Origin of the sequence: Phytopseudomonas straminea (genome assembly GCF_900112645.1) — a bacterium.
In the GTDB taxonomy this organism is placed as follows: Bacteria; Pseudomonadota; Gammaproteobacteria; order Pseudomonadales; family Pseudomonadaceae; genus Aquipseudomonas; species Aquipseudomonas straminea.
Genome location: NZ_FOMO01000005.1, coordinates 16,816 through 41,127, shown reverse-complemented (window position 1 = coordinate 41,127; position 24,312 = coordinate 16,816). Strand labels below are relative to the sequence as shown.

At 63.5% G+C, this 24,312-nt stretch carries 24 protein-coding genes; 6 read left to right on the top strand and 18 right to left on the bottom strand.

Annotation, left to right across the window (positions count from 1 at the left end; genetic code table 11):
• Window positions 1–89 precede the first annotated feature (89 nt).
• Window positions 90–1,499: an MltF family protein gene (locus BM279_RS13270; RefSeq protein ID WP_093504369.1), complete on the bottom strand. Its 1,410-nt coding sequence runs from the start codon at window positions 1,497–1,499 to the stop codon at window positions 90–92.
• A gap of 203 nt (window positions 1,500–1,702) precedes the next feature.
• On the opposite strand from BM279_RS13270, the gene BM279_RS13265 reads away from it, so the two are divergent.
• The 3 genes from BM279_RS13265 to BM279_RS13255 all read left to right on the top strand — a co-directional run bounded on the left by BM279_RS13265 (window position 1,703) and on the right by BM279_RS13255 (window position 4,506).
• The gene (locus tag BM279_RS13265) at window positions 1,703–2,548 is read left to right on the top strand and encodes a TatD family hydrolase (RefSeq protein WP_093505086.1); all 846 of its coding nucleotides are present in this window, start codon (window positions 1,703–1,705) and stop codon (window positions 2,546–2,548) included.
• A 139-nt stretch (window positions 2,549–2,687) separates the two neighbouring features.
• Window positions 2,688–4,172, top strand: coding sequence for a methyl-accepting chemotaxis protein (locus BM279_RS13260; protein ID WP_093504367.1), 1,485 nt, complete (start codon window positions 2,688–2,690; stop codon window positions 4,170–4,172).
• 115 nt (window positions 4,173–4,287) lie between these two features.
• The gene (locus BM279_RS13255; protein ID WP_093504365.1) at window positions 4,288–4,506 is read left to right on the top strand and encodes a hypothetical protein; all 219 of its coding nucleotides are present in this window, start codon (window positions 4,288–4,290) and stop codon (window positions 4,504–4,506) included.
• Here the strand turns inward: BM279_RS13255 and BM279_RS13250 are convergent.
• The 9 genes from BM279_RS13250 to BM279_RS13215 all read right to left on the bottom strand — a co-directional run bounded on the left by BM279_RS13250 (window position 4,482) and on the right by BM279_RS13215 (window position 13,477).
• Complete coding sequence (locus BM279_RS13250) at window positions 4,482–5,279, bottom strand: acyl-CoA thioesterase (RefSeq protein ID WP_093504363.1); 798 nt, start codon at window positions 5,277–5,279, stop codon at window positions 4,482–4,484. The two genes, BM279_RS13255 and BM279_RS13250, sit on opposite strands and share 25 nt — an antisense overlap.
• A gap of 95 nt (window positions 5,280–5,374) precedes the next feature.
• Complete coding sequence (locus tag BM279_RS13245; protein WP_093504361.1) at window positions 5,375–6,136, bottom strand: CHAD domain-containing protein; 762 nt, start codon at window positions 6,134–6,136, stop codon at window positions 5,375–5,377.
• 22 nt (window positions 6,137–6,158) lie between these two features.
• A complete protein-coding gene (locus BM279_RS13240) occupies window positions 6,159–8,153 on the bottom strand; it encodes a transglutaminase TgpA family protein (RefSeq protein ID WP_093504359.1) in 1,995 nt (664 codons plus the stop codon).
• The gene (locus tag BM279_RS13235; protein ID WP_093504357.1) at window positions 8,150–9,106 is read right to left on the bottom strand and encodes a DUF58 domain-containing protein; all 957 of its coding nucleotides are present in this window, start codon (window positions 9,104–9,106) and stop codon (window positions 8,150–8,152) included. Before BM279_RS13235 ends, BM279_RS13240 begins: the two co-directional genes overlap by 4 nt.
• Window positions 9,103–10,020 (bottom strand): AAA family ATPase, encoded by a 918-nt coding sequence (locus BM279_RS13230; RefSeq protein ID WP_013791663.1) that lies wholly within the window; start codon window positions 10,018–10,020, stop codon window positions 9,103–9,105. The genes BM279_RS13235 and BM279_RS13230 overlap by 4 nt, the downstream gene beginning before the upstream one ends.
• Before the next feature lie 137 nt (window positions 10,021–10,157).
• Window positions 10,158–12,116, bottom strand: coding sequence for a methyl-accepting chemotaxis protein (locus BM279_RS13225; RefSeq protein WP_093504355.1), 1,959 nt, complete (start codon window positions 12,114–12,116; stop codon window positions 10,158–10,160).
• An 85-nt stretch (window positions 12,117–12,201) separates the two neighbouring features.
• Window positions 12,202–12,453 carry a hypothetical protein gene (locus tag BM279_RS23175; protein WP_167363141.1) on the bottom strand — a complete coding sequence of 84 codons (252 nt, stop codon included), beginning with the start codon at window positions 12,451–12,453 and terminating at the stop codon, window positions 12,202–12,204.
• 94 nt (window positions 12,454–12,547) lie between these two features.
• Window positions 12,548–13,156 (bottom strand): flavin reductase family protein, encoded by a 609-nt coding sequence (locus BM279_RS13220; RefSeq protein WP_093504353.1) that lies wholly within the window; start codon window positions 13,154–13,156, stop codon window positions 12,548–12,550.
• Window positions 13,157–13,204: 48 nt separating this feature from the next.
• Complete coding sequence (locus BM279_RS13215) at window positions 13,205–13,477, bottom strand: hypothetical protein (RefSeq protein ID WP_093504351.1); 273 nt, start codon at window positions 13,475–13,477, stop codon at window positions 13,205–13,207.
• 138 nt (window positions 13,478–13,615) lie between these two features.
• Between BM279_RS13215 and BM279_RS13210 the strand changes: the two genes are divergently transcribed.
• Entirely contained in the window at window positions 13,616–14,662 is a 1,047-nt protein-coding gene (locus tag BM279_RS13210) for a patatin-like phospholipase family protein (protein WP_093504349.1), read from the top strand.
• A gap of 12 nt (window positions 14,663–14,674) precedes the next feature.
• Here the strand turns inward: BM279_RS13210 and BM279_RS13205 are convergent, their stop codons facing one another.
• From BM279_RS13205 to BM279_RS13170, 8 genes are all read right to left on the bottom strand, one after another.
• On the bottom strand, window positions 14,675–15,748 hold the full coding sequence (locus tag BM279_RS13205; RefSeq protein WP_093504347.1) for an AI-2E family transporter: 1,074 nt from the start codon (window positions 15,746–15,748) through the stop codon (window positions 14,675–14,677).
• A 47-nt stretch (window positions 15,749–15,795) separates the two neighbouring features.
• Entirely contained in the window at window positions 15,796–16,596 is an 801-nt protein-coding gene (locus BM279_RS13200) for a DUF4892 domain-containing protein (protein ID WP_093504345.1), read from the bottom strand.
• A 136-nt stretch (window positions 16,597–16,732) separates the two neighbouring features.
• The gene (locus BM279_RS13195; RefSeq protein WP_093504343.1) at window positions 16,733–17,596 is read right to left on the bottom strand and encodes an alpha/beta hydrolase; all 864 of its coding nucleotides are present in this window, start codon (window positions 17,594–17,596) and stop codon (window positions 16,733–16,735) included.
• Window positions 17,593–18,396: an alpha/beta fold hydrolase gene (locus tag BM279_RS13190; RefSeq protein ID WP_093505084.1), complete on the bottom strand. Its 804-nt coding sequence runs from the start codon at window positions 18,394–18,396 to the stop codon at window positions 17,593–17,595. The genes BM279_RS13195 and BM279_RS13190 overlap by 4 nt, the downstream gene beginning before the upstream one ends.
• A 253-nt stretch (window positions 18,397–18,649) precedes the next feature.
• Entirely contained in the window at window positions 18,650–19,096 is a 447-nt protein-coding gene (locus BM279_RS13185; protein ID WP_093504341.1) for a hotdog fold thioesterase, read from the bottom strand.
• 33 nt (window positions 19,097–19,129) lie between these two features.
• Window positions 19,130–19,591 carry a phosphohistidine phosphatase SixA gene (sixA, locus tag BM279_RS13180; RefSeq protein WP_093504339.1) on the bottom strand — a complete coding sequence of 154 codons (462 nt, stop codon included), beginning with the start codon at window positions 19,589–19,591 and terminating at the stop codon, window positions 19,130–19,132.
• Window positions 19,592–19,601: 10 nt separating this feature from the next.
• Window positions 19,602–19,940 carry a DUF4389 domain-containing protein gene (locus BM279_RS13175; protein ID WP_093504337.1) on the bottom strand — a complete coding sequence of 113 codons (339 nt, stop codon included), beginning with the start codon at window positions 19,938–19,940 and terminating at the stop codon, window positions 19,602–19,604.
• An 11-nt stretch (window positions 19,941–19,951) separates the two neighbouring features.
• Complete coding sequence (locus BM279_RS13170) at window positions 19,952–20,974, bottom strand: NAD(P)H-dependent glycerol-3-phosphate dehydrogenase (RefSeq protein ID WP_093504335.1); 1,023 nt, start codon at window positions 20,972–20,974, stop codon at window positions 19,952–19,954.
• A 280-nt stretch (window positions 20,975–21,254) separates the two neighbouring features.
• Between BM279_RS13170 and BM279_RS13165 the strand changes: the two genes are divergently transcribed.
• The gene (locus BM279_RS13165) at window positions 21,255–22,178 is read left to right on the top strand and encodes an ABC transporter substrate binding protein (RefSeq protein ID WP_093504333.1); all 924 of its coding nucleotides are present in this window, start codon (window positions 21,255–21,257) and stop codon (window positions 22,176–22,178) included.
• Entirely contained in the window at window positions 22,175–24,082 is a 1,908-nt protein-coding gene (locus tag BM279_RS13160; RefSeq protein ID WP_093504331.1) for an ATP-binding protein, read from the top strand. Before BM279_RS13165 ends, BM279_RS13160 begins: the two co-directional genes overlap by 4 nt.
• Window positions 24,083–24,312 lie beyond the last annotated feature (230 nt).

Genomic DNA, 24,312 nt, shown 5'->3' with positions numbered 1-24,312 from the left:
TGTGCTAGGTGAGTGAGATGGCGGCATATTAATTCAACAATCAAATATGGATAGCGGATAAAACCGCTATAACAGATCTATTTATTGGATTAGTTTCGAACACTCACCTTTTGCGCAGGCTCCAGCGAATAACGCTCACGCGCGTAAGCCAGGTAATACTTGTTCACCGCGTTGACGTAGCTGACCACGCCCATGCCCAGCTCCTCCATGGCCACACGCTCGACCTGAAAGAACCATTGATCCGGGTTTAGACCGCGCCGCCGCGCCTCGGCGCGCAGGCTCTGCACGCGCTGCGGCCCGAGGTTGTAGCCGGCCAGCACAAAGGCCATGCGCTCGCGCTCGTTGAGCCGCGGACTGTTGAAGAAGCCACGGCGAATCTTGGCCAGGTACTTGGCACTGGCCTGAACGTTGTTCTCGATGAGTGAGATGTCGCTGATACCCACGCTGCGCGCCGCGGCGGGGGTGATCTGCATCAGGCCGGTGGCGCCGCTGCTACCGCGGGCCGTGGGGTTGAGAGTCGATTCCTTGAAGGCCAGCGCCGCCAGCGCGAGCCAGTCGAAATCATGCTGCTCGGCGTAACGCTGCAAAACAGGTCGCACCCGTTCCAGGCGCTGACGCTCGGCGCGGCCCATGGGCGAATGCACTTTGTAAAGACGCCGGTAGACGCGCTGGAAGGCGGTGTCCTGATCATCGGGCGCCCGGTAACCTTCCAGAAAGCGATCGACGCTGGCACTGAGCATTGACGCGTCGCGGCGCATGTACCAGCGCATGTCGCCCTGATCATCGAGCACCAGATGGCGATCAACACGCAGCTTGGGCATCACCTTGGCCCAGCGCTCGGCAATCGGCAGCTCCGCGGCGGTGAAATCGAAAATGCCGGCCTGGACCATTTCCAGCACGTCCTCCACCGCGAGAGTCGGGTCCACCCACTCGACCAGGATGGGCGGCAGCTTGCGCTCGGCGAGCTTGAGGTTGATGTCGTGCAGGGCGTCCTTGGCGACGCTGCCAACCGGCAGCGACAGGCTGCGGCCGGATAGCTGCTCGAGCCGCTGATAGCGGCGGTTGCCCTGGCGCGCCACGATCACCACCGGCACATCGCGACGTATCGCTTCGCTGGCCAGTACGTTGCTTCCCTTGCCGCTGAGTAGCTCGCCGGGTGCAACCAGATCGCCCTCGCCGCGCTGCAGGGCGGCGAGCAGCTGATCCTTGGCTTTGGGAATCAGCTTCAGGCGCAGGGTGCGCCCGTCACGGGCATTGCGATTGAGGTACTGCTCCAGCGCGCGCAGGCGCTGATACTCGACACCGATGCTCTGCCCTTTCACCTCGCCGGAGCTATTGCGGCTCTGGTTGACCAGCACGCGCAGCTCGCCGCTCTTGCGGATGCCTGGCAGATCCCGCTGCGCAGCCGGGCTGGTGACCTCCAGCGGGCCGGCGATGCGCGCCACTGCCGGCAGCGGCAGCGAGAGCAACAGGCAAAGAACAAGAAGGACGCGCAATATCGATGCTCCGATAGCGAAAAACTGGCTGGCCGCCAGGGGCGATGATTCGGGAAACCGGTGCTAACGCGGGAGAAGCTGCAAAGTCAGCACCAAAGGCTATTTTCAACTTCACGAATCGACCACAAGTTTTTGTAATTGTTAGCTTTTTATTGAAGATAAAAAGCTCTGCTATGCTGCGCCCTCTCGTTTCACAGGGTCACACCATGCAACTCATCGACATCGGCGTCAATCTGACTCACGCAAGCTTCGACGATCAGCACGTCGCCGTGCTCGAACGCGCCTTCGGTGCCGGCGTCTGCCAACTGGTGTTGACGGGCACCAGCCTGGCCGAAAGCGACCATGCGCTGAGCCTGTGCCTGAAGTTGGACGAGCACGGTGATCGGCTCTTCAGCACCGCCGGCGTGCATCCCCATGATGCCAGGCACTGGAACAGCGACGACAGCAAACGCCTGCGCGCCCTGCTCGCCGAGCCTCAGGTCCGGGCCGTGGGCGAATGCGGTCTGGATTTCAATCGCGACTTCTCACCCCGCCCGCTGCAGGAAAAGGCTCTGGAAGAGCAACTGAGCCTGGCTGCCGACCTGCAGATGCCAGTATTTCTCCATGAGCGCGACGCCCACCCGCGCTTCGTACAGATTCTACGCGACTACCGCGACCGCCTGCCGGCCGCCGTGGTGCACTGCTTTACGGGCGAGCAGCGTGCGCTATTTGACTATCTGGATCTGGATCTGCATATCGGCATCACCGGCTGGATCTGTGACGAGCGCCGTGGAGCACACCTGCACCCGCTAGTGAAGGAAATTCCCGCCGGCCGCCTGATGCTGGAAAGCGACGCGCCCTACCTGCTACCCCGCAGCCTGCGCCCGAAACCCAAGGGTGGTCGCAATGAGCCGGCGTTTCTGCCCGAGGTGCTACGCGAGGTGGCGCTACATCGCAATGAATCCCAGGACGAAGTGGCCAGGCACACCACGGCCTGCGCCCGCGCGTTCTTCGGCCTGCCGGCAATCGCCGAGCCGAGCAACGAGCAATCAAGCGACTGGGATTACCGCTGATCGGCTTGCGCCGTCATTACGGCGGTTGGAACAGCCCATAGACCGGCTGCTCTTGACCCATATCAAGGGATGGTTGATTTGCCCATGAAAGAATAATGGCGCCTTGCCAGCAATTCATTCATGTCGAGAGCAAAAAAACATGCCCGTCTGGATCCGCGATATCTCCCTGAAACACAAGTTCTGGGCGGTCAATGCCGTCGCCTTCATCACCACCCTGCTGCTGGTGCTGTTCGCCATGCTTCAGGAGCAGGACACCTTTACCCAGGCCGCCCGTGCCAATGCTCAGCAGCAGGCGCAACTGTTGGCTGCCTGGCCGGTTGACCAACCAATCCCCGCGACCGCAGGTTTGCTTACCTTCAAAACTGGTGAAGCACCGAAACTGCCCGACGGCGTTGATGCGACGCCGTTAAAAGCCGCTCGCGGCTGGGTGGCCTTGGAACATGACACCCTGTTTGGCAGCGACCCGCTACTTGGCGCGCAAGTCATCGAGCGCGGCGCCGAGCAGCGCATCGCCGTGCTGGCCAGCGGGCGCAGCCTGGCCCAGGTGTTCGCCGAGCGCGCCGGCCATTACGCCCTGGCGGTGGCCGTGCTGATGCTTGCCCTGCTGGCCGCCTCACAGTTGCTGATCCGTTTTCTGCTTACCCACCTCAATACCCTCAAGGACGTGATGCTGCACGTCGAGAAGAGCGGCGACCTGTCTGCTCGTGTACCGCTGCAAAGCCGCGACGAGGTCGGACAGATGGCTGGCGCCTTCAACGCCATGCAGGACGGCTACCAGCGGGTGGTCGGCGCGGTGATCCAGGCCGCCTCACAGCTCGACGAAGGCACCGCTCGGCTGGCGCAAGGTATGCAGGCAGTGCGTCAGGGCATGCTCGGCCAGCAGAGTGAAACCGATCAGGCGGCCACGGCGATCAACGAGATGTCGACCACCGTGCACCATATCGCCGAACACGCCGCCACCACCCGCGACCAGTCGCAGACCGCCGACCAGCTCGCCGGAGTTGGCCAGAGCGTGGTCACCGGCGTGGTGGACGCCATTACCGGGCTATCCAGCGGTGTGCGGCAGACTGCGAACCTGATCGAACAGGTGGCCGCCGACAGCCAGAAGATCGGCAGCATGGTCGGCGTCATCCACGGCATTGCCGAACAGACCAACCTGCTGGCGCTCAATGCGGCCATCGAAGCGGCGCGGGCCGGTGAAATGGGCCGCGGCTTCGCCGTCGTGGCAGATGAGGTGCGCAACCTGGCCAAGCGGGTGCAGGACTCCACCAACGAAATCACCGGCATGATCGGCACACTGCAGATCGGCACCCGCGATGCGGTGGCGTTCATGCAGGAGAGTTCGCTCAAGGCCGACGACTGCGTACGCGCCGCCCATGAAGCCGGCGACGCGCTGGAAGCGATCACCGGCGCGGTGGCGCAAATGCGCGAAAGCAACACGCAAATCGCCGTTGCAGCCGAGCAACAGAGCCAGGTTGCCGAGGAAATGACACGTTCGGTGATCGGTATCCGCGACGTTACCGAGCAGACCGTCGAGCAGACCCTGCAGTCGGCCACCACCAGCAGCCAGTTGGCGGAGCTGGCTGGCGAACTGTCGCGGGCCATACGCCAGCTCAAAACCTGAATACGGAGGATCGCTCGGCAGATAGTAGAAAGCCTATCTGCCGTATAGCGCGGATCAATTCGCGACCTCACGGGCCGCGCCATAGACTGACTCCATCTGATGCAGGAGACAGACCATGAATACCCAAGCCGCTACACTCGCCCGCCAAACCGAATCGCTGGACATGCCGATGCTTGCCATTGCCCTGCCGCTGCTGCTGGTCTCACTGGTGCTGGCGGGCAGTGGCGCTGGCGCCCTGTCCCTGGCGCTATCCGGCCTCGGCGCCATCGCTGCCTACACTCTGGCGCGCCAGGCGCTGCTGGCCAGCGATCAGGCGAAAACCGTTACCGTCTGACGGCTGATGGCCAGCAAGTGGCCGTCCGCGCTCCACAGCTCCGCCGCTATGTGCCCGTAGCCATCGCTGGCCTGTTCGATCTCGGCGCGATAGAGGCACCACTGATCAACGGTGACCGAACTCAGCGGCTGGATGAACTCGATGGTCCAGGTGAGCGAACTGCCAGGCGCCGGCTTGCTGAGTAGCGACAGCACGGCCGGCGGCCAGGCATCGACCAGTGCCAGCAGGTGCGCCTCGTCGAGCATCTGGCTCGGCGCCTGATCGCGAAAACGTACCCAGCCGCCCATCTCTCGAGAAGGATTGCCACTGAACGGCATACCACCCAGGCCCCAGCGCATCTCCAGGTGCCGGGTGAATTCCGGCGTGACCTTCGCGATGTATGGAAACCCCTGACTCTGTTCGGGCGCCTTGATCACCGGCGCAGGCAACGCCTGCACGCTGACCGAAGACTGGCGCGGTGTTCCGAAGCTGCCCTGAATCAGGGTGACCACCTCGCCATTCTGCACGGCGCGCCCCAGCACCTGGCTCACCGCCGAACCGGAGCGCAGCACCTCAGCCTCGAAGCTCACTGCCACGCCCGGCGTGGCCGGCGCCACGAAGGTGATCGCCAGCGAGCGTGGCAGCCTGTCGGCAGGCACCTTGCTGCGCATAACCGCATACACCAGCGCCGCCATCAGGCCACCGAAAGTCGTACGCCCCTGGGCCCAATCAGGGCCAATCGTCAGCGCCTCTGGCGAGCGCTGAACCTGCTCCATTAAATCGACGAAATCCATGCTCACCTCGTTTGCCGTTCAGCCGATGGTAAGAGACTGGCGGCACTACCGCGAGCCTCTCGCAGGCGGCAGTTCGGCCATTGTCCCGGCTGGATTTATTGCAGCGCTGCCAGCAGGCGTGCCTGGATCGCCTGTGCGGTGCTCTCGGCCGTCTTCATCGACTCGCGCCAGGCGGGGATGAAAGCCCGCAGATCCGGCTCGCGCTCGGCGCTCGCCAGCCACTGAAAATGGTCGTGCCAGTCGCCGAGGGCTGCCTGGCCTTTCTTGAGCAGCTTCAATTGCGCGGCAGAGAGCGACGAAAGTTGCGGATAAGCCTCGGCGGTATAACGCACGCGCTTGATCAGCAGCCGCACCTGATGGGGATCATGCTCGGCATCGCCCAGGGCCTCAACCAACTTGGCGCGCTGCTTGCGCAGGTAACGGCATACCTGCTTGTGCAAATTCTCGAGTTCTCCACTGGCTTGTTGAGCAGTCAACTCCTGCGGCCACTCATCCAGGGCGCGAAACAGCGCTGGCAAGGCTCGGCTACCCAGCACAAGCGCATCGCCCTTGCGGCGCTGCGCCAGGCGTCGATCCGCGGCGGCGTGCTCATCACTGGCACGCAGGGTGGCGATCAGCACTTCCAGGTCACGTAACGGGCCAGTCAGTTGCCCGAGCTCGGCGGCTCGGCGCTGCAACGCCTCACTACCCGCGGCGCCCTTGAGCGGCTTGAGCAGACTGCGCAAGCGGCGCAGGCAGACTCGCAGATCGTGCAGCGCTTCCTCATCGGTCTGCGCCTGTAAACGCTCGCGACAGGCATAGAGCGCGATCTGCAGGCGCAGCACTTCGCTGCGCAACGTACCGACAAAACCACTCATCACAGAACTCCTGAAAAACCGCTCAAGGGGATCGACTCCAGCGCCAGGGCAATTGGCGGCGCAATGTCTTCAGCTGCCGTAACAGCGCCTGGGAGGATACAGGTTGGCTCGCGTAACGTTGCGCTTCGAAAGCCTCGCTAAAGGCGTGAACGGCATCCGCCTGTTGGGGCAGCGCTTCGGCCGCACGCCGGGCGAACGCCCGCGGGCCCTCGCCGGCCTGGCGTCGTATGCCGTGCTGGGCCAACAGTTGCTCGAAGCGCTGAAAGATGCGTAGCGTAGCGTCGCGCTCGACGCGCCAGGGTTTGAACAACCACAGCGACAACAGTCCCAGCAGAAAACCGCCACCGCCGACCAGGGCAAGAATCAGCCGACCGGCGTCGACCTGGCCGAACCAGCGCTGCAAGAGTTCGAACTGCTGCGCACCTTGGTAGCCGAGTACCCAGCGCTGCCAGCCGTAGTTGAGGTCGTCCCAGGCCATGCGCAACTCGTTCAGCCAGGTCAGGTTGCGGTAACGCAGGGGCGAAAACGGCGAGTCGGCGAGGAAGCTCTGCTCACCGGCCAGAGCCTGCTCCAAGCCCTGTTCGATGCGCTCAGGGGCGACCTGAAAGGTCGGATCCACGCTGGTCCAGCCCGTTTCCGGCAACCAGTATTCGACCCAGGCGTGGGCGTCGAACTGGCGAACCTGCACGTAGTTGCCGTTGCTACTAAGTTCGCCGCCCTGGTAACCGGCCACTACGCGGCTGGGGATGCCCGCCGCACGCAGCACGAAGGTCATGGCGCCCGCGTAGTGCGCGCAAAAGCCGCTGCGGGTATCGAACAGGAATTCGTCGATGGAATCGGCGCCAAGCGGGGTGGGCGTCAGGGTATAGAAGTAGGGTTGGCGATTGAAATGAGCGAGCAGCGCCTCGACCAGTTGCTGATCCTGCGGATACTGACGGCGCAGCTCCTGGGCCCAGGCGCGACTGCGCGCATCGCCGTCACGGGGCAGGCGCAACAAGGCCTGCCGCCGGCTCGACGGCAGTTGCGGCTCACGCAGCGCATCGGGCCAGGAGCTGACGTCATAGAGCAGCGCTCGGTCCACCGGGCGGATGCGCTGCAGGCGGAAATCGCCCATCTGCCGGGTGCCTTGCAGCTCGGTCTGCGCCACGTCGAGGGCGAACAGCCAGGGCCGTGTGGTGGGCTGCATCACCACGCTGTAGCGCAGCGCCTCGCCACGGGGCTGCCACTGCGGCGCCGGCGAGAACTGTTCAAGCGACGACTGCGACCAGCGCCGGCCATCGAAATAATCGAGCGTCAGGGCGCGCCAGTACAGTTCGCTGCGTGCCGGCACGCGGCCCTCGAAGCTGGCGCGAAAAGCCAGTTCGCCAGAGCGGGTCAGCTCGGCGATATCGCCAGGCGCCATGCTGTCGGCCAGCCCGGTGACGGCGCCGCGCTCGTTGGGCACCGGTAGCGACCACAGCGGCCCCAGCCGCGGAAAGAACAGAAACAGCAGCAGCATCAGCGGCAGCGCCTGCAGCAGCAAGCTGGCCGACAGACGCAGCGTACGCCACGGCCGCGTCGCCGTGCCGCTCTGCTGCAAACCGATCAACGCCGCCAGCAGAGCGCACACCGGCAGCAGGCTAAATAGCGCAACGAGCATGCCGTCATCGAACAGATAGGCGGTCACTACCACGAAGAAGCCGAGAAAGATCACCACCAGCGCATCGCGGCGAGTGCGCATTTCCAGCAACTTGAGGCAGAACGCCGCGACCAGCAGCACGACGCCGCCATCCAGCCCGACCAGGGTGCCGCGCGACAGGAATACCCCGGCCGCCGCCAAGACGATCAGGCCGATACGCACGATCAGGCTGGGGTAGCCGGCACGCATGCGATAGATCTGAATGCGCCAAAGCGCGCAGCCCAGCCACAGGCCGATCACCCAGACCGGCAGGTGGAAGGTGTGCGGCAGAATCACCAGTGCCTGGGCGACCAGCAGCCAGGTCAGGCTGATGCGCGGAATGCCGGCGATGCTGCTCATCCTCGCGCTCCATGCAGGGCCAGCGCACGCAGGCATTGTTCGCGGTGGCGTTCGCCGATGGCCACCGGCAGCGATTCGTTCGGCAGCTGCAGGGCGAAAGGCTGCTGACGCTCGGAGAGCACCAGCACCCAGTGACAGAGCAGCGACAAACGGCTTTCCAGGTCGCCGGTGAGCGCGTCGAAATCCAACAGCAGGTCACGGCCGCACTGGGCGGCAAAATCCTTGACCAACAGCCCCTGACCTCGCGAATAGGCCTTCCAGTGCATCCGCCGGCGTGAGTCGCCGGGTTGATAGGTGCGCAACCCCTGAAAATCATCGCTGCCCTGCCCCTGGCTGACCAGTCCTGCCTGCTCGTCATCCTCATCGCCGCCAGCCGCCAGTGGCAACTCGCCCTCCAGTGGCCGCGGATAGACCAGCACCGCCTGATCGAGATCAACGTGGCTCCAGGCAACCAGCAACCCCAGCGGGAAACGGCTTTCCACCCGCAGGCGGCCAGGCTGCAGCCAGCCACGGCGCTGAGTCTGCAGAGTCAGCTCGCACTCGACCGAGCCCTGCGCCGGTACGTCCTGCTGCTGCAGCTCGGCCGGCGGCCAGCCCAGGGCGATGGCCTCATGGGCGCGGCCGCGGCTCTCCAGGCGTACCCGCAGCCGCGCCGCCTCGCCAGCGAATACCGCGCCGGCGCCACCGGCGTGCAGGACCAGCCCGGCCAGGTTTCGATAGGTATGCAGGATGGTCACCACGAACACCGAACCGAGCAGAAAGGTCAGTCCGTAGGCCAGGCTGCTTTGGTAATTGATGGCAGCCAGCAGCATGACCAGCAATGCTAATAGGAACGCCACACCCACGCGGCTCGGCAGGATGAAGATGCGCCGCTGATTAAGCTGCACACTGCCTGCCGCCGGTATGCGCCTGGCCAGCCAGCGATCCCAGCGCTGCCTGAGGGCGCCGGTCAAAGCGCCGGCACCTCGCGCAGCAGCCACTGCACCAGCGCGCCACCGCCATGCCCGGCGGGGTCGGCCTGGTCACGCAGGCGGTGCCCGGCCACCGACGGCAGTACGGCCTGCACATCCTCGGGAATCACATAATCGCGCTCGGCCAACAGCGCCCAGGCACGTGCCGCGGCCAGCAGCGCCAGGCTGCCGCGTGGCGACAGGCCCCAGGCGAACTGCGGCTGGGTGCGGGTGGCCTCGACCAGACGCAGCACGTAATCGACCAAGGCATCACTGACGCGCACCTTGGGCACTTCGGCTTGCAGCTTTGCCAGCTCCGCGTGATCGAGTACCGCGTCCAGCGTCGGCAGTACCGAGCGACGTGGCTCACCCAACAGCAGGGCTTTTTCCGCGGCGCGGGCTGGATAGCCCAGCGACAGGCGCATCAGAAAGCGGTCCAGCTGCGACTCCGGCAACGCGAAGGTGCCACTCTGGCTGATCGGGTTCTGGGTGGCGATGACGAAAAAGGGATCGGGCAGCGGGCGCGTAGCACCCTCGATGGTCACCTGGCCCTCCTCCATGGCCTCCAGTAGCGCACTCTGGCTCTTCGGCGTAGCGCGGTTGATCTCGTCCGCCAGGACCAGCTCGGCGAACACCGGGCCGGGGTGGAACAGGAACTGTCCGCTGTCCTTGTCGAACACCGAGGTGCCAAGTATGTCGCCAGGCAACAGATCGGAAGTGAACTGGATACGCTGAAAGCTCAGCCCAAGCACCTTGGCCAGGGCATGGCTCAAGGTGGTCTTGCCCATGCCGGGCAAATCCTCGATCAGCAGGTGACCGCGGGCCAGCAGGCAGGTCAGTGCCAGGCGCACCTGCGCCTCCTTGCCGAGCAACACCTGGTTGATGGTATCCAGGCAGGCATCCAGTTTCGTGTGCATCGTCCACTCCTCAGGCAAGTGGCTCGATGCTACTGACCGGAAGGCGGCGGGCAAAGCGTTACGTAATGTTTGCTGACGAAACTGTGTGCCAGGCCCACACCTGGTAGCGATCGTGTGAAAGCCGCAGTGCAGAGCGGCTAGAGACGAAAGTGCGCGGCCATGCCCTGCAATTCACGGCTCAGCGCCGCCAATTGCTGGCTGGAGCCGGCGTTCTCGTCCATGGCCGCAGCGGATTGCTCGCCCAGGTCGCGAATCGAGGTGACGCTGCGGTTGATGTCCTCGGCCACCGCAGTCTGCTCCTCAGCGGCGGCGGCGATCTGCTGGTTCATGCCGTGGATCACTGCGACGGAATCGGCAATCCCGGCCAGGGCCTGCTGGGTATGCCGAGCGTCATGCACCACCTGCTCGACCAGTTCATCGCTCTGGCGCATATCGGCAACCGAACGGATGGCGCCGGCGCGCAGCGTGCCCAGCAGACCTTCGATCTCCTCGGTGGATTGCTGGGTACGCCGCGCCAGCGCACGTACCTCGTCGGCCACCACCGCGAACCCACGCCCCTGCTCACCCGCCCGCGCCGCCTCGATGGCCGCGTTGAGCGCCAGCAGGTTGGTCTGCTGCGCCACGCTCTTGATGACTTCCAGCACCGCATCGATATTGCGGGTGTCCTGGCTGAGCTGTTCGATGCCTTGCCGGGTGACGGCCATGGCCGCGACTAGTTGCTCGATACGCTGCAGGGTCGCCCGTACCACTTCGCTGCCGGCATCGACCCGCGAATCGGCCTGAGCGGTGGAGACAGCGGCCTGTTCGGCATTCTGCGCCACCTCGTGAACCGTCGCCGCCATCTGCGTGATCGCGGTGGCCACCAAATCGGTCTCCTCCTTCTGGCCACTGACACCCTGACGCGCCTGCTCTGTGACCGACGACAAGGTCTGCGCCGAGGTGGAAAGCTGCGCCACGCCATCCTGCAAGCGCCCGACCATGGTACGCAGATCCCGCGACATACCCTGCATGGCCAACAGCAACTGGCCGATCTCGTCGCTGCGCTGCACCTCGATCTCGGTGCTCAGGTCTCCGGCGGCAATGCGCTGCGCCACGGCTGTGACCTGCTTGAGCGGTCGCACGATCACCTGGGTGATGATCAGCGTCGCCAGCAGGCCGACCACCAGGGCCGCCGCCGCGGCGACCAGAATCAGCAGCGCACTGGTGCGCACCAGGGTATGCACGGCGGCCTTCTGCTGGGCATAGGCCTGGCTGACCAGTTCGACCACCTTGTCGGCCCGCTCGACCAGCTTGGCGTGCTCTTGCTGTTGCTGCTGCAACAGCCCGGTGTACTCCTGCAGCCGCTGGTTGAAAGAGTCGATATTACCGACCACCTCGGCCAGCACCGAGCGATACCCCGGATCACGCAACGCATCACGCAACTCGGCGGCCTGTTTTTGCGCATCGACAGCTTCCTGGATGGCGGTAGTCGGCACCTCGCCGCTGCTGCGGCTGTTTTCCAGCAGCACGCGGGCCTGCTCCAGGGCTTGTAGAAGCAACACATGTACCTTGCCAATGCTGCCGGCCTGGGTGATGGAGTCGGCGCCTTCGGTTCCCTGGCTGTCCTTGAGGGAATAAACGCCGTCTTCGGCCAAACCGTCCTTGAGCAGATCCAGGCTGTTGGCCGCACCGACCACCAGCCATTTGGCGGCATCCAGGGACAGGCGCATGTTGTCGCTCTGCTCCACATAGCGGTCGAAGACCTGCACGTACTCGGCGATATCACCATCGACCTGCTGCAAGGCCTGACGCTCCTCGCCAGCCACCTGCTCGCTGAACTGCGCCACCTGCTCACGAATCGCCTGCGCCTGCTCGTGCAGGTGCTGGGTCTGGGCGGCATCGCCGGTGATGATGAAGGCCTGCTCGGTACGGCGCATCTGCGCGACCTTGTCGTTGATGTCGCTGAAATGCTCGAGCAGGGTAAAACGCGCCCCGACATCACGCAGCGCAAAGAACCCGGTAGCCGCCACTACCAGGGTGAGCACCAGCACCACCCCGAAGCCCATGGACAATTTGGCCGCCGTCGCCAGACTGGCCAAGCCGCGAAGAGAAACCATTGTCGACCCTCTCGTGCTGGGCGGATGCCCTCATGATCGCAACAGTGAGGCACGCAACTAATGGCGACAAGCCAGCAGCGAGGCGTCAGGTGGTTTTGACTAAAAAGATGTCGTTTTCAGAATGTTGCTGGTTATCGAAGAACTGGTCGGGCGAAAGCAGCACATCGCAATCACCAAGGCGGCGGCTCTGGAATCGGGCTGCACCTTGGCTAGCCGGCATCGGTGGGACAATCATACGATGCACATCGCCTGCTAGGTCGACAGCAGCTCCGAGCGCGACACGCTGTTGCTGACCAGCCGCGATTGATTCGACGGCTACCGCATCTGTTACCGGCACGCTCACCTGCAGGCGGGTCGCGAGGCGCCGGCGCAAATCAGCACCCACGCCAATGAGCGCACGCCGCGCTCACGGATCAAACTCCACTAATAAATCAGAGCGGGCGTTGCAGATCGAAGGTATCGCGGGTGCGGCTGTAGGCAGCGCCACCCAAGCGACCGACCAGATCGAGACGCTGCGGGTCGACGCGCCCTCTCTCGTTGAGCACCTCGTCACTAATATGCGCCAGCAGCACTTCGGCGAAGATCAGATGATGATTGGGCTGCGCCTGCGGATAGCCCATGATCTGCGCGACGCGGCACTCGAATGCCACCGCAGCGCCTTTCACCCGCGGCGGTGCAACGCGCGTGCTCGCCAGCGAGTCGATGCCGCAATGCACGAACTCACTGGTGCTGCGCGGCAGGATCGCTGCGCTGGCGTTCATGGCTTCTGCTTGGGCGAAAGAGACCAGGTGGATGACCAGCTCGCCGGTTTCCTGAGCATTGCGCAGGGTGTCTTTCAATGCGCCGTCGTCACGGTTGCCGACGTTGACCATCAACGTCGCCGGCTCGTCACTGATCACCTGAAAGAAGCTGAAGGGGGCGAGATTGGTTACCCCCTCGCTGGAAATGCTGGACACCCAGGCAATGGGCCTGGGTGTCACGGTGGACGCGAGCCAGCGGTAGCGATCCAGCGGGGTCAGGTCAGCGAAATCGAGCAGCATGAGGGTCTCCGGCAGTCAGGTTGACGCCAGCTTACTCCAGTACACGACTCAACGGCCTGCTCGGGACTCGCGAATATAGAAACGCGCCTTCTCGGACTTGTCGGTACAGCCACGATAGGCTTCGAACTGCTGCTGGGTCTTCGCCGCGGTCATCAACGAGGCCGCTTTGGAGTAGCTGACCGTACCGGCAAAACCTTCGGCCTTGGCCAGATCCAGTTCACGCCAGGCAGCATCGAGTTGGGTTGCACAACTATCGCGGTAGGTCGTGGTCGCTGAGCAGCCCGCCAACAGCGCAATCGGTAAAAGAATCCAGGCTTTCATGTCGCATACTCCAGAGGTTGGCCGGCAATCAGGTCACCGGTGTTGTTTATGACGATAGGCTAGAGAAAAAGTGCCACTATCAGCGTGCTGCACAGCGCAAATTGCGTTGCCGTTGCAGTACGAATCAGGGAGAGCTGAATGAGCAAGAAAGTGGCTTTGGTACTGGGTTCGGGCGGCGCGCGTGGTTACGCGCATATTGGCGTCATCGAAGAGCTGGAAGCACGTGGCTACGAGATCGGCTGCATTGCCGGTTGCTCGATGGGGGCGGTGGTCGGCGGTATCTACGCCGCCGGCAAGCTCAAGGATTACAGCGACTGGACGCAGAGCCTGGACTATCTAGATGTGTTGCGCCTGCTGGATGTCAGCTTTCGCCTGGGTGCCATCCGCGGCGAGAAGGTGTTCGGGCGCATTCGCGATATCGTCGGCGAGATCAACATCGAGTCATTGAACATCCCGTTCACGGCAGTGGCCACCGACCTCACCAACCAGCAGGAAATCTGGTTTCAGGAAGGCTGCCTGCATCAGGCGATGCGCGCCTCGGCGGCGATTCCCAGCCTGTTTACCCCGGTCATTCAGGGAAAGCGCATGCTGGTCGATGGCGGCCTGCTCAATCCCTTGCCCATTGTGCCGGTGGTCTCGAGCCACTGCGACCTGATCATCGCCGTGAACCTCAACTCGGCCCATCAGCAGCACTATCAGTTGCCCGTCATCGAACGCCCCGCTGCCCTGAAGGGCCGCTTCGACCAAATGATGACATCGCTGGGCTCACGGCTACCGTCGCTGCGCCGCAAGGGCGGTGAGGACGATCCATTGCTTCTCCAAGGCGCTGCGCTGCCCGAAGCGCCGGAGCAGCCCGACCTCTGGCTGCAGGAACCGGCGGACCCTCACGGCCAACAACCGGTCGCTGCTCCGCAAGACGACAGCGCCCCCAAATCGGCAAGTGGTTCGCGGGTCGCACAGATGGCAGGCCCGGCATCGCTGCTGGAGTTGATCAACCAGAGTTTCGAGGTGATGCAGACGTCGCTGTCGCAATACAAGATCGCCGGTTATCCGCCGGATATCCTGATCAACGTGCCCAAACGCGTGTGCCGCTTCTTCGAGTTCTACAAGGCGCCGGAACTGATCATGCTGGGCCGGCAGATCGCTCGCGATACCCTCGATAAATACGAGCGCGGCGACCGTTGAGCCGACTCGCCCTCACAACGGCGGCCGGCGCTCCTCACGGGGCGGCAGGCCAGCCGGTGCTTTGTGAGCGACCCAGTCGCTGAGCAGGCTGTAGGCGACGGCCAGCAGAGTCGGGCCGAGGAATAGCCCCATGAAGCCGAAGGCCAGGATGCCGCCGAACACGCCGAGCAGCACCACCACCAGCGGCAGGTTGCCGCCGCGGCTGATCAAGTAGGGTTTGAGGATGTTGTCCACGCCGCTGATGATGAAGAAGCCCCAGATGCCCAGGAAGATCGCCATGCCGATCTCGCCCTGCCAGATCAGCCAGCCTACCGCCGGCCCCCAGACCAGAGGCGGCACCATGATCAGGCTGCAGGCGAAGGTCAGCACACCGAGCACCAGCGCACCAGGAATGCCGGCGATCATGAACCCGATATAGGCCAGCAGCGCTTGCGCCACCGCAGTGCCGATCACCCCGTTGACCACCCGCTGTACCGTACCGGCGACCAGCTCGAGGTAATGCTGGGCGCGCTCACCGATCAGCCGCTCAAGCAGGCTTTCGACGAAGGCAGCCAGACGCGGGCCGTCACGATAAAAGAAGAACACCAGAATCAGGCTCAAGGCCAGTTCCAGGAAGCCGCCGCCGATCTTGGCGCTGCGTACCAGCAGGAAGTTGCCGACCTGCCCAAGATAGGGCTGCACCGTGGCGAACAGTGCCGAGCCCTGCTGATCCAGGGTTTCCCAGATACTCACCAGGCGGTCGCCGACCAGGGGCACAGAGGCCAGCCAGCCTGGCGGTGGCGGCAGGCCATCGACCTGAAAGTCCTTGAGCATTGCGGTGGCGTCACGGATATGGTCGGCGAGATTGAAGCCCAGCATCACCAGCGGCACCGCCACCAGCACGATCCACACTCCGGTCAGCAAGGCGGCGGCAACCGACTGCCGGCCTTTCAATACACGGGTCAGCCAGCGCATGACCGGCCAGCTGGCGAACGACAGCACGGCCGCCCAGAACAGTGCGGACCAGAACGGCGCCAGCACCCAAAGGCTGGCACCCAGTAGCCCCAGGAGCAGGATCTGCACCAGCAAGCGGTCGTTATTCGGCATTTTTCAGGACTTCCAGCAAACCAGACTCAGGCCCAACGCAGGCGCGCTCAACGTAGCACGTCGATACGCAAACCGTCGCCGGTGCTTTCGCCGATCTCTAAGCGTGCGGCCCTGACCTGATCGTCGATCAACGCCTCACGCCAGGCCTCGGCATTCACCCCGGACAGGCTGACCCGCAAGGTGCTGTCGAGGTTGAGGCTGCGCGCCAGCACCTCCGCCCACTCGGGGCTGGGTTGGTCCCGTTCGGGCATGCGCAGCGTGCCAGTGCTCTTGAGTTGCCGAGAAAGAGTCGCCGGGGTCGGCAGCACCTTGGCCAACGGCTGCCCGGCCTTGAGCAGCTCGGCATGCAGGTAAGCACGGCGATTGCCGCGGGTGATGCTGTAAAGCGCCACAAGGCTGTCATGGCGCGGCTCGGCCAGGCGCAGCAAGGCGTAGGCCTGCTGGTCATCCGAGCCATAGAGTGTGGAATTGCCGAATACCGAGTTAGCCCACAGGCTGCTGGAGCCGCATTCGCGACCCTGACACCAGTACAGCAACTGAGCATCCTGATCCTGTAATGCCTCGCGAGCCTGAGTGAACACCTCATTGGCGCTGTGGGTTCCCGGCAACTCATAGGTAACGGCGGTAAGCGCGCCTTGCACCAGCACTTCACGCTCGTACCGCAGGCGCCCGCTGATGCGGCGTACGGTTCCCTGGGGATACACGCGCTCCTGCTCAGCCTCTTCCTTGAAGGTGACAATTTCACTGCCGGCGAAACGCGGCAACACATCGAGATCGCGGCTACCAGCCACATCGGCGCCGGCCAGAGGGCTGACGAGCATCAGCGCGAACAGGTAGCTCAGACGCATGCCGATCCCCCGATAGCAGCAGGCATTTGCAAGTAAGCAGGCAAGGTGGGCAGCGCATCCGGCGCGACGGTGAACAGGTCGGTCATGCAGATCTCCATGGCAGTGCCCGACACCTTTCCCCAGTTGCCACGGGCCGTCAAGGCGCGCTCAGGAATGCTTTGAAACAGTCTGCTACGAGTTGTGCACCCTGCTCGTCATCCAGATGCAGATGGTGACCGCCGGGCCGGCGTTCGACGCTGATTTCCGTCTGCGCCAGCAAGTCAGCCAGACCATCCCGTGTCGCCAGCAGCCCTTGTTCGGCCAGCACCAGGCAGGTCGGGCAGCGCAGCGCGGTGACGAACGCCTGCGCGTGGGCATGGGTCAGCCGCAGGGGCGTGGCTAGGGTCAGGCGGCTGTCGGTGCGCCAGGTCAGCCCGCCCTGCACCGACATCAGGCCGCGCTGCGCCAACAACATCGCCGCCTCGAAACTGACGTGTCCGACACCGCGCTGGCGCACCTGGGCAGCTCGCTCGATGTCGGGATAGACCGGCTTGCGCTTGGCGGACAAGGTCAGGCGCCCACGCAGCGATTCCGCCAGGGTAGCGACTGCGCCATCGGCCTCGACGGTGGGCGGCACCAGCCCGTCGATCAGCGCCAGGCGCTGCACGCGCTCGGGAAAGGTGGCCGCCAGCAGCACCGAAACGATGGCACCCATGGAATGCCCAAGCAGGCTGAAGCGGGGCCAACCAAGCTGCTCGGCGACCAGCAGTACGTCGTGCACGTAGTCCCACAGGGCATAACCGGCACCCGATGGGCGATGCGCCGAATGACCGTGCCCGGCAAAATCCACGGCGACGATACGCATGCCCGCCAATTTTGGAGCCAGCCGCGCGAAAGTCGCCGCATTGTCGAGCCAGCCATGCAGGGCGATGACCGGATGTCCATCGGGCGGCCCATAGACTTGAGCGGTCAGCTCGATATGCGGTAGGTGCAAGCGTATTTCTTCGGGGATACAGGTCACTGCATCGTCTCGCGAGGTTGCTGCCAGCGGGCGAACAGGCGCCGAAGCAACTGCGCCGTGGCATCCGGGTGTTCGAGGGGAAACATATGCCCGCCGGGCATGATCAAAAATTCGCCGCGTGGCGCCCTTCGTGCCATGCGCCCGTGGTGGGCGAGCACAACACGGCTCTCGGCGCCTTTTACAAGCGCCAGCGGCACCTTGAGTTGTTGCGGCCGCCCCGGGCTGATATGCGGCACGCTCCGGTAGATGCTCATTTCGGTAGCGGCCTCGAAACGCAGGCGCAGGCCCTCTTCACCCGGGTGAAGACCGTGCTCGACATAGGCGTCCAGGCATTCAGGGTCGAAGCGGCTGAACAGCGTACGCTCAGCGAAGTAACGACGCGCCTCATGACCGTCGACAAAGGCCTCGCGCCGCCCCTGGGTACGCCCGGCTGGGGTGAGCCGGTCGATAAAGCCGAACCGCTTGGCCGCGTGAATCACCAACTGGTCGACGCGGCTGAGCACCGGCGAGTCGAGCATGACCACGCCCTGATACAAATCCGGGCGAAGCAACGCCGCATGATAATGCAGCACACCACCCAGCGAGTGGCCTACGCCCCACACCGGCCCAGCGCACTGTTCGAGATGGTGAATCAGCTCGTCGACCAGGTTGCTCCAGTTGTCATTCACTGGGAAGCGCGGGTCATGGGCATGCTGCGCCAGGTGCTGCACCTGGTACTCCGGTGCCAACGCCGCGAACAGCTTGCGGTAGGTGGCCGAAGGAAAACCGTTGGCGTGGGCGAAGAAGATGAGCTGATCCATGGCAATCGCACAGGTGGCAGGCAGTGCTGGGATTGTCAGCCAGCCTTGCCAGGCCGACAACGCCTGTAACGGTCAGGAAGCACGACGCTCCGGCCAACCCTGCTCCGGCGCTTAGAGCCTGTTCAAAGTCTCGCGAGCTAGAGCAATGCAAGGCGAAAACAGGCGAGGACGCGGAGTTTACGAGCTGTAAATGAGCAGTCCGAGCCTGTTTTAACGCAGCAGTGCCGACGCGCAGCAGACTTTGAACAGGTTCTTAGCCACGCTCAGGCGGCTGACTACCGTGGGGCACGACGGCCACGGTCAGGCGCGAGATGCAGCTGGGCTTGCCGTCATCGCCGCTCAGGCGAATATCCCAGACATGGGTGGTACGGCCCAGGTGCACGACCTTGGCCACCGCAGTGACGCGCCCACTGCGCAGCCCACGCAGGTGGTTGGCATTGACCTCCAGGCCCACGCAGAAGAACTTCTCGGTATCGATGCACTGGTAACTGGCCGTGGAACCCAGGCTCTCGGCCAGCACCACCGAGGCGCCGCCATGCAGCAGGCCGTGGGGCTGATGGGTCCGTGAATCGACGGCCATACTGGCGGTGATCGACTCATCATCGAAGGATTCGAAGCGGATGTCCAAGAGCTCACCAATGGTATTGCGCTGGGCGGCATTAAGTTCGTCGAGGTTGGGTGTCTGACGCCAGATGCTCATGGTCGATCCTTCTTGTTGTTGTGGGTGGGCTGATCAATGCAGCTCAGGGTGCGCCAGCAACTGGAGTGTCATCAGCCCGGCAATCAGGTCCTCGCCTTCGAGCAGTGCCAGGCTGGCCGTATGCATCGCCAGTGGCTGCTGACGATGGCCATGCACCAGCAGGCCACCCAGGGCGCCAATGAAGGGCTGGTGAGAAACCAGCAGCAGTTCAGTTCCGGACAATTGCTGCAGCCTGGCCAGGCTGTCACGCGGATCGCTGTCCGGTGTCAGCCAGGGCACGGTTTGCATAGGCGCCTGCAAGGCCAATGCGTCGTGCACCAGCGCAGCCGTCTGCTGGGCCCGCACATAGGGGCTAACCAGAATGGCAGGCGAACGACCACGCAAATGTTCGAGGGCTTGGCACACTTCGTCACGGCCATGGGCCGTCAGCTCACGGGCAGCATCGCTACGCGCCTGGGCCTGGGCCTGGCCGTGGCGCAACAACCAGAGCTTCATGCCGGCTGGCTCATAGTTTCGGCTCCTCGTCGCGGACCGGATGTGGCGCCGGCGGCACGCGATGCGCAGCCTCGCCTTGCGCAGGGCGCGCAGCCGGCCAGTCGGCGAACGGCCAGGGCTTGGTTTCGGTGTTGAACGTGCCGAAGCGGCCGATCTGCGCCAGGTACTGGCTGAGGCTGTCACCGAAGCTCAGCAAGCCGGCATTCGGCGCGCCATAGATCAAGCGATAGCTGAGCTGCAGCAACACAACGCCGGCCAGCAGCAGCTCGGCCAGTTGCCAGACGAACAGAAACAGCAGCATCCAGACGAGACGCAGGCCGATGGGCTCGCCTTTGGAGTGATCACTCATAAAGATTGTCCTCAGAAATCCGTGGCTGAAATGAAGTCGACATCGGTCTTGGGCTCGGCGCGCATCAGTGCCTGGATCACCTGGTCGAGGGTGCGCCCTTCGAACAGAATGGCGTGCAACCCGGCCACCAACGGCATGTACACCTGCAGCTCTTCAGCCTTGGCCTTGAGCACCTTGATGGTGTTGACGCCTTCGGCCACCTCGCCAAGACGATCGACAGCCTCCTGCAGGCTCAGCCCCTCACCCAAGGCGAACCCGACCTGATAGTTGCGGCTTTTCGGTGAAGAGCAGGTGACGATCAGATCGCCCACCCCGGCCAGGCCCAGGAAGGTCATGGGATTGGCGCCCAAGTGCACGGCGAACCGAGTCATCTCCGCCAGCGCCCGGGTGATCAACATGCTTTTGGTGTTCTCGCCCATGCCCAACGCTGCCGCCATACCGGCCATAATGGCGTAGACGTTCTTCAGCGCACCACCCAACTCGACGCCGAAGCGATCGGCACTGGCATAGACCCTAAAAGTACGTCCGTGCAGCACCTCCTGCACCCTGCGGCAGAGCTCTTCGTCTTCACTGGCAACCACGGTGGCGGTCAGGGTGTGTGCGGCGATTTCCTTGGCCAGATTCGGCCCCGACAGCACGCCGATGCGCGCCTTTGGCGCGACCTCTTCGATGATTTGGCTCATCAGTTTGAAGGTCTGCGCCTCTATGCCCTTGGTGGTGCTGACCAATAGCTTGCCGGCCAGCAATCCCGACACAGGCTGCAACACTTGGCGCAAGGCAGAAGACGGCAGCGCCACGAAAGCCAACTCACAGGCTGTGAGTACCGCCGGCAGGTCGGTGGTCGGTTCTACACCGTCGAGCACTTTGACGCCCTTGAGGTAACGCGGATTTTCGCGCTGTGTACGAATGGCCTCAGCCTGTACGGGGTCGCGCATCCAGTGCAGAACGCGGTAGCCGTTCTGCGCCAGCAGGTTCGCAATGGCGGTTCCGAAGCTGCCGCCCCCCAATACCGCGATAGGTTGCTGTTGAGTCATGACCAGTCCGTTGTGCTATGCAAGTGGCGGGCATTATACGGCTCGCGATTGTTACGGCCAGTCTGCAGAGCCGCTCTATTGCCCACGAACAAGCGCGAGACAGCCGCTATTTCGGCAATTGCTGGCTGGCAAGGTGCCGCAGCTCGGTTAACATGCCTGCTCTACGCGAACAGGGCCGTTGCGTGACTTCCTTCACCACTATTGATAACCCTATGTTGCTGGTGGCCTCCTGTATTTGTGCTGGCCAAGCCTCGTGTCGCCTGTCGGTTTCACTGCCCGGATGAGTTTTCAAAGAACGCGTGTTCATCCCCGCTACCGGATCTGGCTATGCCGAGCGCTGGTCACGCTGTGCGTGCTGCACACACCAGTGCGAGCGGCTGAGCTGCTGCTCAGCACAGCAGGCGACACCTCTACCCTGCAGCATTTCGCAAGCGCGTTGGCCAAAAGCCGCCCGGCCGACCGCCTTCGCGTCGTGCCCCTGAACGACATGCCGCCGCTCGACCAGCTCGGCGACGATACGCGTCTAATCCTGTTCGGCAAACCCGCTCTGAACTGGCGCCTCACAACCCCCAAAGGCCCGCCGACACTCGTGCTGCAGGTCAGCAAGACCGACGCACGCGAAATCCTTGGCAAGCGTCATCCAGCGGAGTTCAGCGTGCTCTGGCAAGATCCGGCGCCGCGCCGCCAGTTGCGTCTGCTCAAGCTTCTATTGCCAAACGCCCCACGCGTGGGCGTGCTGCACGACCCGCACAGCGCATTTCTGATCGAAGAACTACACCAGGCGGCCAGTGAACTGGGGCTCAAGATCGTCGCAAGCAGTTGGCAGGATACGCGGGACAACAAAGCGGTGATCAATCTGCTGAGAGCAAGCGATGTACTGCTCGCTATCGCCGATGACGACCTCTACAACTCGATGACCGCCAAGACCCTGCTGTTGACCAGCTACAGCCAGCAGCACGCGTTGATCGGACCGAGTGCAGGCTTCGTTCGCGCGGGCAGCCTGGCCACGACCTACAGCGATCAAAGCGACCAGCTGGCCACACTCAACCAATTGTTGGATCAGTCGCCAGCACGTTGGCCGGCGGGGGCTTATTCGCAAACATTCAAGGTACTCGGCAACCCTCAGGTGGCCCGCGCGCTGGGAATCACCTTGCCTAGCGATGCGGAACTCGCCCGGCACCTATCTCAAGGAGAAACGCCATGAAGTTGTGGCGAGGCTGGAACATCCACGTCCACACCCAACTCATCAGCGTCGGGCCTGCGCTGCTGCTGACCCTGTTGCTGACTGGATTTCTGACCTTCAATCGCCTGCAGGATCTGCGCGCTGAGATCAACCATACTGGCCAGTTGATCGCCAGCCAGTTGGCGCCTGCCACCGAGTACGGGGTCATTTCCGGCAATCGCCGTATGCTGGAATCCTTGCTGCAGGCAACCCTCAAGACGCCCCACGTACGCTTCATCGAGGTACGCGATCGTGACGAGAACATCCTCGCGTACCTCGAACAACCCGATCATGCGCAAACCGGTAATGGCCAACTGGACATCTTCCAGGCGCCCATCCAGCAACAGCAGGTAGACCTGGGCGGTGATTTCGTCGAGGAGCAGGCACGTGCTGTTGACGCACCTGGCATCGGTTACCTGGGCCGCGTGGTGGTGGGCATGTCCAGCGATGCCTTCAATTCCCGGCAGCAGGAAATCCTTCTCAAGGTCGCTGCGCTGGTGCTGTTCGCCCTGTTGCTAACCTTTGTCCTGGCAAGGCGCCTGGCTGGGCGGCTGTCCAGACCCCTGAGCGAAATGAGCGAAGCCGTTACCGCGATCCAGGCTGGCAACTACCAGGCAGGTCTTCCCGAAGTCGGCGGCGGCGAGTTGGCGACCCTGGCCCGCCACATCAATGACCTGGCCAACGGGCTGCAGAACGCCGCTCAGGAGCAGCAACAGGCCATGACCCTACTGATCAAGGCGCGAGAGGAATCGGACCTGGCCAACCGCGCCAAATCCGACTTCCTGGCCATGATGAGCCACGAGCTGCGCACGCCCATGAACGGCGTGCTCGGCATGCTGCAATTGCTCGACACCACCGAGATGAACGACGAGCAACGCGAGTACGCGGCCCTGGCCATGGAGTCCACCGAGCACCTGCTCAAGGTGATCAACGATATTCTCGACTTCTCGCGCATCGAGCGTGGTGCTCTGGAGCTGGAGCTGATCAGCTTCAACCTGCCGACGCTGCTCAAGTCCGCCCTGCAGGCTTTCCAGCACAGCGCCCAGCAGCGTGGCCTGCAGTTGCGCCTGGAACTTGACGATGCGCTGCCGGCGCCGCAGGTACAGGGCGACCCAACCCGCTTGCGGCAGATTCTGGTCAACCTGATCGGCAACGCCCTGAAATTCACCGAGCGCGGCGAAGTACGCGTCGAAGCCTATTGGCAGGCGCTGGACAACCAGGTGCTGTGGTTTACCTGCCAGGTGCACGACACCGGCATCGGCATCAGCGCCGAGCGCCTGGACACCATGTTCGATGCCTTCCAGCAGGCCGACAACTCCATATCCCGCCGCTACGGCGGCACCGGCCTGGGTCTGCCCATCGCTCGCACCCTTGCCGAATGCATGGGCGGCACGCTGACCGCACGAAGCGAGCTCGGCCACGGCTCCTGCTTCACTCTGGAAATTCCGCTGCCCTTCTCTGCCCAGCAGCCCCAGTTGCCCGTCCACCCTACCGTCAGCACGCCTTCTTCGCCGGTCGAGCGCTCAGTACTTTTGGTAGAAGACAATGCGGTGAACCAGACCGTGATCGAGGCCATGCTGCTTAGCCTGGGCTATCAGGTCGAGCTGGTGGTCGACGGCGCCCAAGCCGTCAATGCGGTCGAGCGCAAAACGTTCGCCGCTGTGCTGATGGATTGTCGCCTGCCTATCATGGACGGCTACGAGGCTACTCGGCGTATCCGTGACCTGGGTGCCAAGGGCCGTTTACCCATCATCGCCCTCACCGCGAACGCCCTGCAGGGTGACCGCGAGGCCTGCCTGCAAGCCGGAATGAACGATTACCTCGCCAAGCCGTTCAAACGCATGGAGCTGCAGGAAGTGCTCGAACGCTGGCTATCGGTGACCTGACGCTGTTGTACCGCCGTCATGCGAAATCCCACCTCACCTGGGATCGCAATACTCGCAACCTCTAGTCAGATAGGCGAAAATACTGCACGCTTGTTGGTTGAAGTGGGCATCAAAGGGGCATCTGTGACACCATTGCCGCCTGCAGAGTACAACTGTACTCACCACACTGTGACTTTCACCACAACGCAACAGTCTATGACTAGGCTGCTGGCAGTCGCATCACTCATGCG